The sequence below is a fragment of the Mucilaginibacter sp. P1_A3 genome (genome assembly GCF_056406855.1).
Genome location: NZ_JBFTZJ010000012.1, coordinates 108,516 through 120,309 on the forward strand (window position 1 = coordinate 108,516; position 11,794 = coordinate 120,309).

Genomic DNA, 11,794 nt, shown 5'->3' on the forward strand with positions numbered 1-11,794 from the left:
CAAATTGATTCGAAATCTGCATCGTCACGAGTACTAAACGGGAAAGATCGCAATGGCTTGCAATCTTTCCCGTTTTTTTAAACGATAACTAATTGTTAATCTGATAGATTATGGATCAGTCCGAGAATTTGTGGAATAATGAAATAAGTATTTATTGGGGGATCAAGTTGAATTCTAATATTCTTCTTAAGCGCTAACTTCAAGCTTATACCCCTTGCCGCGTATAACAACAATGTTGATATTCGGATCAGGTTCCAGTTTTTTTCTAAGTTTTGATATGAACATATCCAGGCTGCGCCCCACAATAACCCCTTCATCTTCCCAGATCTCTTTTTGCAGCCGGCTTCTCTCTATTGTCTGGTTAGGAGACATCGCGAAAATAAGCAGCAGACGCGTTTCAGTTCCAGTCAGGTCTATGGTCTTTTTATTTATTATCAACTGCCGTTTCTGCGAATCAAACAAAACTGAGCCTATAGTGAGTAACGTTGTAAACTGACCTTTAGGTAAGGCGCTCCGCGGCTTAACAGATCTCAACAAAACAAAACCAACAAATGCTAAAAATGGCAGGCTGCCCAGAAGATATCCATTCTTTGCGGTATTTATGCCCGCCGGTTTGAATTTAATATTGATCATGTAACATGCTCTGGGTTGCTTTCTTCCTTTACACGCTACAATATCATCTTTTTTACTTCCGGATATAGCAAATCCATAGGCAACACTGGCGTTGCTACAGTTCAGAACGTTGACAACATAATCATATGCGAGCGGGTCTTTGGCCAACAAACGCCGGGTAGTATTCACCAGGGAGTCCGGCTGAAAAGTAAGCTCATTCTCAAACCTGATCTGGTATTCATTTTCTGCGATCTTCTTTACCGGGAGCACTCTTGATGTAATGTCGCCCGACTGTAGGAGTAATTCATCGCCGACCTTTCGGAGCAAAACTTCCCTTCTCGCGATATTAAAGTCGTCACTGCCGATCATACTGAAAGCCGCGCAGATTACAGAGATAAATGAGAGCAATATTAATCCGCACAGGTACTTGCGTTTCCCAGAGAGGAGATTTCGGCTATCAAACATAATATTTGCAATTTATTTACAAAGTTTACATTTTTATTTACAATCCACATCTTTCAAGCCGAAAAACATCAAAGTAGATTTGCTGAATCAATTTTGATAGAATATGAAAAATAAAAGAAACGTTTTGTCCTGCCTGATTATTTGATTTTAAAAGTAAAGGAGGGCAGATTTTAAGTGTATTGCCCGACCTGCTAATTCCGCTAATTACTAATCAATATGTTTTACTTTAAATTTAAAAAAATGAAAAGATTATTTGTATTTGTTCCGGCTATTCTCCTGGTATTATTTCTGCTAAATTCTTTTGTGCTAAAAGAAAAGGAAGCAGGGGAGAAAACAACAAAAGGGACTAAATCAGGGCTTGAAAACATCGTTTTAAGATCCACTGATGGCGGACAAACATGGGAGGACATTAGCAAAGGGCTGCCTGAAAATTTGCAGAGAACAGGTGTGTGGAGTCATGGTTTATTTGCAAATGACCGTGGGCTCTATTTACGTGCTGGCAATAGGGTTTATCACAGTGAACCAAATTCCACAACTTCTTTTTGGACAAAAGAGATTTTTACTGGTGAACAGCGTGAGATTGCCCCTGGCAGGAATGGGATATTTGCATACAATTTCAGGGGACAATTTTTAAAAAAAATAAACGGAAATAGTGATTGGTCGCCCATGTACACAAACTTTCAAGAGCAAGCCGTACGCCTAAACGGAACGATAGATTGGATGTACAAGAATTATAAAGAGAAACAAGTATCCAGCTTTTTTGAAACTACGGGAGGCACAGTTTTCATCGGCTCCAACAATGCCTTTTATAAATCCACTAACAGTGGAAAAACCTGGAAATATGTGCATGTTGGAGGCTGGGTAATGAAAATGGTAGAGTCAAACGGTGTACTCCTGGCTGCCAGCACAACGGGAATATTAAGGTCGACCGATGATGGTGAAAACTGGGATCGTGTTATTAATGAAGGGGGTGCTGGTATCGCTGTGGAACGTATTGATGGAGGATTTGCTGCTATAGCCTACAACATCGTAACCCAAACCAACACAATACACATTTCACTGGATAGTGGAAAAACCTGGAATGACATAGGAGAAGGACTTCAGCCTTCCTGGAATAGTTCATTAATCAACCTAATAGGCGGACGTCAATCTCCGTCGAATATTTCATCAATCAAACAAGTGGGTAAATATTTAATATGTGGTCGCTCAGATGGTATATTCCGGTCATCTGATATGGGCAAAACATGGAAACTGTTACTTCCTTCTATAGAAAATAGAGGCTTCGATTTATCTGTTTCAGGCAACGTGATTTATGCCCTACCAAATAAAGGGTGTTGAAAAATTCCAAAGCCCTGTAATACAATTCATAAAAAAGGGCCGTCCGCGATATCAGTTTTATATTCAATAAACGTTTGGATATTCTTCCCGTCGGCTTATTCAAAATTACCGTTTTAAACAATTAAACGCATTAAAATTTCTAAATCCTCAATAAAGTGTTTGGAAATCTGCATCGTCATGAGTACAGCACGACGTACTATAAGGCTGTAAGTTTACTACTTACAGCTTTTCTTTTTACATCACATACGTATTTGCATACACTATTTTATAAAGCTCGCTCTATTATTATTTACCGATCTCATTATTGCAGTGATTTGAAAACAGATTAGGATTAGGCCGAAAAGTTGGGGGATAATGAAATAAGTATTTGTTTTGCATTAGAAAAACAAATACACATCGGCTTGTTTACATTTACTATATGCAAAACGGCGAATTCAATCTGGACCCATTTAAACAAAATAAAAAACTTTCGATTCGCCTGGTTTCTCCCTCCTTCGGCCATCTTTCTCCTGAGATCGCCGCTCCATTCGGTCTTACCCACCGCAAAACGTATTACTTCTTTCTTTTTATACTGGATGGCCATACCCAACACAGTGTCGACCTTCAGCAATTTGAGGTTGGAAGCAACGAACTGCTTTTCATTCTGCCACACCAAATGCACCAGCTGCCGGCCGAAAGCCATGGCAAAGACTATTTTAAACTCGGTTTTGATGAACACTGCCTTTCCCTGTTGCCAAAACAATATCCCTTTCTTATCAACCCATTTAACAGGCAAAAAATCGGGTTTAACCCAGCCGCCGCTGTAAGATTGAGCGCTATTTTCGACATCCTGCGCGAGTTATTAAGCGAAATGGACACTGATCCTGAGCTAATCCTGGCGCACCTCAATAGCCTGTTGACTGAGATCAATATGGCTTATTTTGCAGCAGACAAAAACCCTGCAGACGACAAACTCTCGAAATACATCCGTTTCAAACTCTTTGTAGAAAACAATCTTACCAGTCAGCCGGCAGTCGCAGCTATCGCTGAAGAACTCGCCGTTAACACCAACGGTTTATACCAGATCGTTAAGCGCCACTCCGGCCTTTCTCCCAAAGCATTTATCACTAATCGATTAATACTGGAGGCCAAACGGCGTCTTTACTATGCTGAAAGCTCCTCAATCAAGGAACTGGCCTTTGAACTCGGTTTCAACGATCCGGACTACTTCGCCCGTTTATTTAAAAAAACAACCGGCAAAACAATAGCTATGTTCGTTCAGGATTTGTCAGGGAAGTAATTCGTTTTGTCCGGGCCCTTTGCCGTTGTTCTCCTGACCTTTGTTCGAAATAAAATATCAATCCATGAACAGAAAATTGGGAACAAATGGACCACTGGTATCAGCAGTAGGTTTAGGATGTATGGGAATGTCCGGAGCATACGGACAAAGCAATGATACAGACGCCATCGCCACTATAGAAAAAGCCCTGGAACTTGGACACAACTTTTTAGACACCGCCGATTATTACCTCACAGGACATAATGAAGAGTTGATTTCCCAGGCCATCAAAGGCAAACGTGACAAAGCATTTCTTTCTGTAAAAACCGGCCAGCTGGTAGCCCCCGGACCTAACGGATCTATGGGGCCCGGGCCCGTAAATGGCCATCCTGATTACTTACGAAATGCTGTTCTTTACAGTCTTCGCCGCCTTAAAACGGATTATATTGACCTTTATACACCTGCCCGGGTAGATCCAAAGGTGCCCATAGAAGAAACTATCGGAGCGCTATCCGATCTTGTTCAGAAAGGCGTCATTCGTTACATTGGCTTGTCTGAAGCTTCGGCAGAGAGTGTAAGGAAGGCGGCTGCCGTCCATCCAATAACGGCTTTGCAAATCGAATACTCTTTGTGGAGCCGGGATATTGAAGCTGAAGTCCTCCCGACAATCCGCGAACTGGGTATTGGGCTGGTTGCCTATGCTCCTTTGAGCCGTGGTTTTTTGAGTGGAGAATTCAAAACGCCCGAAGATCTTAAAGATAGCCGCATGCACATGCCCCGTTACCAGGGCGATAATTTTTACAAAAATTTACAGCTGGTAGAAAAAATCAAAACGCTTGCTGACGAAAAAGGCTGCACCCCATCCCAGTTAGCCATCGCTTGGGTACTGGCACAGGGCGAAGATATTATAACCATACCGGGCACCAAACGCATAAAATACCTGGAAGAAAACATTGCGTCCGAAAACGTCAGGCTCACAAGCGACGACCTACAAAGCATTGAAGCAATTATGCCTGCCGGAATTGTTTCAGGTACCCGATACCCGGAAAGGTTTTTGAATGCCTTAAACAAATAAAGGATCATTTTCTGATTTTTATATTCATTTAGGCCTGGCAGAAAAATCATCGGTGGTAGATCGCTTCCTGCAACTGGGTCGCGGTTTGCCCAAAGGCCTTCTTAAAGGCGAACGAAAAATGCGACAGGTTTTCAAAGCCAAGATCCAGGTAAATTGCGGAAGGTTTCTGCTGCTTTTTAGTAATTAAAAAATATGCCTCTTTCAGTCGTTTCCGGGTCAGCCAACGGTTGGGGGTATCATTAAACAATTGTTTGAAATCGCGTTTGAAAGCGGACCGGCTGCGCCCGGTCATATACGCAAAGCGCTCGATGCTGGCATTGAATTTATAATTGCGGTTCATAAAGGCTTCGAGGTCGATCTTTTCAGGTTTTCCAAAATCAAAAAACACATTGACGAAGTCGGGGCATATGGTTAATAAGATATCCAGCAATTCCTTCCGTTTTATATCGGCCACCTGCTGGTCAATTTTTCCGAAACGGTCGTAATAAGGCATCAGCGAATTGATCAGATCAGGTATGCGTTCATCATGCTTCAACCGAATAAATGCAGATTCTGGTTTGGATGCTAAACTATCCGGAAAATGTTTGTCCTGTACCTTTTTAAGAAAAGCTTCATCCAGTATGATGACAACTTTCTCAAATTCGCCGTTCACCCTTTCCTTGTTGTACCGGGCCAGGTGGTTTTTGCGGACGAGGCAATATTCACCCGCACTTAAAGTGGATGACCGATGCCCGTCATAGCCATGTATCCGTCCTTTAGCTATATACAAAAAGAAATGTTCCGCGATGAATTGTTCGGGTGAAATCTCCGGTCCAATATAGCATGATTTGATCTCGCTTGTCCTCATCATTTGATAGTACCGAATCTAAGCATACTCTCCACACTAAGCAATATGGCTTTCGTATTAGTCGCAATAGGTTCCCAACCCAATTCTTTCCTGGCCTTTTCATTGCTTACATTACGGCTCGCCTGCAACATCGAGGCTATAGCTTTGGCTTTGGGGCTAAATAAGGCTAATAAACGAACCAGCCAGTCGGGTAATATTTTCCCTGATATTTTTTGCGATACTGCCGGCATTTTCTCTTTCAACAATTTGGCAATTTCAGGCAACGAAATTTTGCCTCCTGCAAGGGCCAGGAAACGCTGTCCGTTTGCTGCGGGGCTTGTCATAGCCCGGATATGCAGGTCAGCCACATCCCGCACATCGATGATATTCAATGTTAGATTGGGAATCGCTTTCATCGTACCGTCCAGCAAATTTTTCACAAGTTCGAAACCGCTGGAGATATCCGGACCTAATGACGGTCCGAAAATACCGACCGGATTGATCACGCTTAATTCCAAATTGCCACCTTCCCGCTGCATAAAATCCCATGCCGCCCGTTCAGCCATTACTTTAGATTTGTTGTAGGATGATAGCCCTTTTTCTTCCGGATTGGTCCAGTCTTCCTCGGTGATCGGGGTATGTGGGTCTTTATGGCTATAACCCACCGCACCGAAATTAGAGGTCATGACCACGCGTTTTACGCCTGCGTCTCTTGCTGCTTTTAACACACGCATGGTTCCGTCAACCGCGGGCCGGATCATTTCGTTTTCGTCTTTCGGCAAGGCTAAAAAGATCGGTGAAGCAATGTGCAATACATAGGTACAATCCTTTACAGCTTCGTCCCAGTTAGCATCTTTAGTCAACTCAGCTTCTATGAACTGCAGGTTTTCAAAAGTAGTTATTCCTCCGTTTTGAAGCATGCTGATAACTTCGTCCTTTCTGCTTAGTGAACGAAGGGTAGTTTTTACTTTATATTTTTTTTTCAAAAGTTGAAGAATAGCATGTACACCGACGAAACCTGTGCCGCCGGTGACTAATACCCAGGTATTTTTTTCAGAATTTTCCATGTAATTGTATTTAACAATACAAAGATCGGTCTAAAATTAGCGGCAAGTTTTGTTGAAAGGTCCAATTTTATCAGCCCATTGCATCCAGCTTATTGATGAGACTTGTTTTGAACGGAGTTTACCCAATTCAACTTTCCGCTAAATCACAAAAGAATTATTCCCGGCTTTCAGCAAATATTGTTTGGCCTTCCACACCAGTATACCGGTGGTTGCCTTAGGTAAATCGATATTTATTAGCCAACGGCCTTTTTCAAATTTATAACCAGCAGTCACCTTGCCATTTGGATGAGGTATTTCGCCGCTAATGGTAGTTAATGTTCCCAAATGGGGTTCTATTTTTATTTTACCAAAGCCAGGCGCATAGCTGTCAATACCTAAAACCGTTCTAAAAAACTCAATGTTAGGGCTGGCTCCCCAGGCATGGCTGTCAGAACGGGAAGTGTTAACGTCAGAATACTCGGCCCAGGTGGTTAAGCCCATTTGTATATTCTCCCGCCATATGCCCAGCCAGTTCATATAATCATTACCCAGACCTGCTTTTACCAGTGCCTGGTTCAGGTAATATTTAAAGTAAACTGAGCATTGGGTTAAACTTTTATCATTAAGCAACTCCCTAGCCACAGCAGGCATGTCAGTATTGCTCACCATACCGGTAAGTATCGCCAAAGAATTAACATGCTGTGAAAACCCATTTTTTTCCTTAGTATCGGCATACATTTTTTTAACCGGATCCCAATACTTGCGCTGAATAGTAGCTTTTAGCTGTGCGGCTTTTTTATTATATAGTGTAGCGTAATCCTTTAAACCTATTTTGGCTTCCATTTCTGCTGCCCATTGGTATGCCCATAGCAGCTGCAGATCATAAATAGCCGCGCTGCCGTCGCTGCCCTTAACCTCGCCCCACATGTTGCCTGCCCAGTCAACAAAGGCCCAGTATGGGGTGTCTTTTAAAGAGCCATCGGCCTGTTGATATTTGCTAAAAAAATCCAGCACGCCTCTTTCGCCAAGCAGTTTATTTTTAATAAAATCGTTATCGCCACGATACATCCAGTAATCATGCAACATACAGATATACCATAACGAGAATGTTGATATAACCTGTGTGCCTTTTGAGGGGTAGCAGCTACTGGTTACGCCTTCGGGTAAGCGCGAATGATCCATCTGGTTGAGCGCATTACGTGCCAACCGGTCATCACTGGTATTGTAGTATGATATCATAGCCTGTATGCGGGTATCGCCAATGTATTGCAACTGCTCATAATAGGGGCAGTCCGTATAAGTTTCCCATGCGTTAAGTCTTATTGTACGCCAGCCTATATCCAACATCTGTTTAATTTCGGTATTATCTGTATTAAATATCGCGGTACGTTTAAAAGGATAACCCGTAAAAGTGCCATAGAGGTCATCGATAACCAGCGGCTCATTTTTGGTTTTTACAATCAGCCTGATATAACGATAAGTGCGGAAGTTGAGCGTTGTAAATGACCGCCCCTGGCTCCCATCTGCTATCACGCTGTCTATCCTCCCTACAAACTCCTTTCCCTCTACCTCATTCCGGTTACCCTTAATAACACCCTTGCTGCCTTTTGCATAAAGCGATTCGGCGTAGCCAAGCGATATTCCCGCATCTTTGCCACCGCTAAAATTTAAAGTTACATAAGCGTTTGTTTCAAAGGTTTGATCAAGCAATAAAGACACTGTAGTATTTGCAGGGATAGTTACCTGGGTCTTCGTTTCAGGGAACGTTGAGGGAACGCTTATACCAACCGCACTTCGCAATTTTAAAAGGCGCTGATAGGACATTTCCCTTGGGGGCAGTGATGAAGGCACCAACGCCCAATCTATACCCCAGGCCGTGCCTTTAAGTTTCCCTTCAGACAATTTATCTGCCCCGAACCAGGCACTATCGTCATAGCCCACAGCTGTCCAATCGCCTTTAACTGCCTGGCGCATATCTACCATTTCGCCTTTGCTGGCAGCAAAAAAGTAGCCCGGTATAGGCTGATGCCCGTTATCGCGAATGCACTTCCAGGTAGTGTTGGTGTTCAATATTTCTTCTGTTGCCGAATTACCCTGTAAAATAAAACCTGTGCGTACACTGATTTGCGCTGCGGGACTGTATTGAGCCTCATTCCAAACAAGGGCAGCTACCGTATTTTTCCCTGCAGATAGATATGGAGCCAGGTCAACCGTTTCGTAATTCCAATAATAGGTATCGCCCCTCGCCGGGCCCAATGATACCAGCTTGCCGTTAACATATAATTTATAACGGTTATCTGCCGATACATGCACCATAAAAGTTGCAGGTTTAATGGCAAGATCAATATCTTTTCTAAAATAAAAAACGCCATAACTAATTCCATTATCGCCGGGTGCAGCTATCCAATGCGCATTCCATTGCCTCGGGGCAACATTAGGAACTGAAGATTGCGCACAGGCATATTTTGCCGGCGACAAAGTCATGACGATTAATAAAGTAAAATAGAAAAGTTTCATTGTGGTTATGTTATTGGTAAGGCAATAATATAACTTTATTAGCTTAAAACCAAAATAAATCGTTTTAGCATGTAATTATTCCTTTTGCAAAAAAAACAAATACCTGATAATGGTTTTAATCATCATCAGGTACAGAAAAAAATTATAAAAAGTTAATTTGGATACAGGATAAAACTTACAATTTTGGTATTATTTTAACCTGATTTGAAGATAATCGTGAAAATTTACGAGACGCCTTTTAATGACGAGTTCCTGATCTTCAAATCGGTTTTCAAAATAATTGATTGCGGCTTGGTGGATGATGAGCTATCGTTCAGTTTCTCTAACAAAACACTGATCACATTATCGGCTATTTCCTCAACCGGCTGCGATATAGCTGTTACCGGGGGCGAATGAAGCTCAAAAACATCGTAATCATCAAAGGAAATAACAGCGATATCAGTCGGTGCTTTTTTACCCAGCTCCTGCATTATCTTTAGCCCGCAGGTACCAATGTGGTTGGTGCCAAAAAGGATGGCATCAAGCTGAGGGTTTGCTTTCATAAAATCACGCAGCGGATTCATGATAAGTGCTTCGTCCTGGTTAAAAACAATCTCTTTAACAGTTGCTTCCAGGCCTCCGCCATTAATAGCATCCTGATAGCCTTTCACCCTATCCACCATTTGGGTTTGGTGCGAGGCAAAGGTTACAAACGCAATATTTTTAAAGCCCTGATCTATGAGGTGCCTGGTGGCATTATAAGTACTAAATAGATTATCTACCTCTATAAAATCGGTACTTACGTTGGGCAGGTGCCTGTCAAACAACACCACGGGCATGCCATCTTTAATCAGCGATTCGATATCTTCCTCAATACCTTCGGGAGGGGCTATAATGTAACCATCCACATGCCTGTCACGAAACATATTGATCAGGTCCTGGGTTTTCTGGGTATCGTTATCAGTACTGCAATAAATAATCTTGTAGCCATTTTTATAAGCACGATCTTCAATTAAGCGTGCTATGCTTGCAAAGAATGGGTTAGAGATATCCTCCACCATCAATCCAATGGTATTTGATTTACCCGTGCGTAAACTTTTGGCCAGCGAGTTTGCCTTATACCCTACTTCGGCCACGTATTTCATTACCTTTTCAACCAGTTCGGCACCGATGCGCTTTTCCTGGGCGCGGCCATTTAAAATAAACGATATCGTAGTCTTTGATACGTTTAACGCATTTGCGATATCAACAATAGATAATTTCTTCTTCACCCGTTTATATTAGTTATTTCAAATATAAGGGCAATATAGTTGATTGTATTTATAACATTAATAGTTAATCGATTTATTTTATTGGTAAATCGATTAACTAAACAATAATTTGATAAAATACTACCATAATAATATTTTGCTGTTATGCCGCCCGCTTGTTCAGCCGTGGGTAGCTAAACCCGAAGGCAAATATAACCAGGTAACAAATAATAGGCAAATAATAAGCTGTTGCCACGTTGTGGTTGGCAATAAGGCCCATCGCCAATGGAAACAAACCACCGCCAACAACACCCATTACAATAAAAGATGATCCCTGCTGTGTTTTAGCGCCCAGATCTTTAAGCCCCAAACTAAATATGGTTGGGAACATAATACTAAAGAAGAAGTTGATAAACAGCAACGCGATGAACGACGGCCAGCCAAAACCCTGCGCCACAATAATACACATGATAACATTGCACGCTGCAAATGTCGCTAATAGCTTGTAGGGCTTAATAAAGCGCATTAAAGCCGTGCCTGCAAAGCGACCAATCATCATCATTACCATACTCCCAGAGAAAAACAATGCCGACTTTGAATCGGAAAAATGCATTACAGCAGCACCATAGTTAATAAAAAAAGCCCAGGTTCCCCCCTGTGCGGCAACGTTGAAAAGTTGCGCTATCACAGCAAAAAGAAAATGCTTTTGCTTAAACAACTTAATATCTGCCTCTTCGGCCCCGGCAACAGCATAAGCATCATCCGCAATGACATGTGGATCTGTTATCGGCGGGACTTTGACAAAAGAAAAAAAGAGCGCTACCGCCCCAACAACACAACCGATAACGACATAAAGATGTTTTACAGACACCAGGTCATTGGAATGCTCCAAACCCTTTTGCAATATAACACTCCCCAAAAGCGGGCCAACTACCCCACCTACACCATTAAAAGCCTGGGCAAAATTAATGCGCTGATCGCTTGTTCGCTGGTCGCCAAGAGCGGCCACAAAAGGATGCGCCACGGTTTCTAAAGTAGCCATACCGCAAGCCAATATAAACAAAGCGACCCTGAAAAAGGTAAATGATTCAGCATCGGCCGCCGGGACAAACAAGAAAGCTCCCGCGGCATAAAGCACTAAACCCATTAAAACGCCATTTTTATAACCAAACTTTTTCATGAATAACCCGGCAGGTATCCCCATAAAAAAATACGCCCCGAATATGGATAATTGCACATATGCCGACCGTAATTTGGATACGTGCAATACATTTTGAAAATGTTTATTCAAGGTGTCGCCAAGCGTCATGGATACACCCCACATTAAAAATAGGGAGGTTACAAATATCAATACCACAAGGTACTTGCGTTCGGTGAATTTTGGCAGGGTGCTCATTATATAGGTTTAATCAGTTTTTCTATTGGTGG

Annotated in this window: 9 protein-coding genes; 3 read left to right on the forward strand and 6 right to left on the reverse strand. The window is 42.3% G+C overall.

What is annotated here, in order from left to right; all coding sequences use genetic code 11:
• Positions 1-186 precede the first annotated feature (186 nt).
• Positions 187-1,077: a winged helix-turn-helix domain-containing protein gene (locus AC1D0K_RS24520; protein ID WP_477391388.1), complete on the reverse strand. Its 891-nt coding sequence runs from the start codon at positions 1,075-1,077 to the stop codon at positions 187-189.
• A 240-nt stretch (positions 1,078-1,317) separates the two neighbouring features.
• Here AC1D0K_RS24520 and AC1D0K_RS24525 point away from each other — a divergent pair, with 240 nt between their 5' ends.
• The 3 genes from AC1D0K_RS24525 (at position 1,318) to AC1D0K_RS24535 (ending at position 4,748) form a co-directional block, all read left to right on the forward strand.
• On the forward strand, positions 1,318-2,415 hold the full coding sequence (locus tag AC1D0K_RS24525; RefSeq protein WP_477391389.1) for a WD40/YVTN/BNR-like repeat-containing protein: 1,098 nt from the start codon (positions 1,318-1,320) through the stop codon (positions 2,413-2,415).
• A gap of 418 nt (positions 2,416-2,833) precedes the next feature.
• Entirely contained in the window at positions 2,834-3,694 is an 861-nt protein-coding gene (locus tag AC1D0K_RS24530; protein ID WP_477391390.1) for an AraC family transcriptional regulator, read from the forward strand.
• 64 nt (positions 3,695-3,758) lie between these two features.
• Positions 3,759-4,748 (forward strand): aldo/keto reductase, encoded by a 990-nt coding sequence (locus AC1D0K_RS24535; protein ID WP_477391391.1) that lies wholly within the window; start codon positions 3,759-3,761, stop codon positions 4,746-4,748.
• A 46-nt stretch (positions 4,749-4,794) separates the two neighbouring features.
• On the opposite strand, the gene AC1D0K_RS24540 is transcribed toward AC1D0K_RS24535, so the two are convergent.
• The 5 genes from AC1D0K_RS24540 to fucP all read right to left on the reverse strand — a co-directional run bounded on the left by AC1D0K_RS24540 (position 4,795) and on the right by fucP (position 11,762).
• Positions 4,795-5,598: a helix-turn-helix domain-containing protein gene (locus AC1D0K_RS24540; protein WP_477391392.1), complete on the reverse strand. Its 804-nt coding sequence runs from the start codon at positions 5,596-5,598 to the stop codon at positions 4,795-4,797.
• Positions 5,595-6,641 carry an SDR family oxidoreductase gene (locus AC1D0K_RS24545; RefSeq protein WP_477391393.1) on the reverse strand — a complete coding sequence of 349 codons (1,047 nt, stop codon included), beginning with the start codon at positions 6,639-6,641 and terminating at the stop codon, positions 5,595-5,597. The genes AC1D0K_RS24540 and AC1D0K_RS24545 overlap by 4 nt, the downstream gene beginning before the upstream one ends.
• A gap of 138 nt (positions 6,642-6,779) precedes the next feature.
• The gene (locus AC1D0K_RS24550; RefSeq protein ID WP_477391394.1) at positions 6,780-9,137 is read right to left on the reverse strand and encodes an alpha-L-rhamnosidase-related protein; all 2,358 of its coding nucleotides are present in this window, start codon (positions 9,135-9,137) and stop codon (positions 6,780-6,782) included.
• Positions 9,138-9,361: 224 nt separating this feature from the next.
• Positions 9,362-10,387, reverse strand: a complete 1,026-nt coding sequence (locus AC1D0K_RS24555; protein ID WP_477391395.1) for a LacI family DNA-binding transcriptional regulator — start codon at positions 10,385-10,387, stop codon at positions 9,362-9,364.
• Between the two features lie 142 nt (positions 10,388-10,529).
• Positions 10,530-11,762, reverse strand: coding sequence for an L-fucose:H+ symporter permease (gene fucP, locus AC1D0K_RS24560; protein ID WP_477391396.1), 1,233 nt, complete (start codon positions 11,760-11,762; stop codon positions 10,530-10,532).
• Positions 11,763-11,794 lie beyond the last annotated feature (32 nt).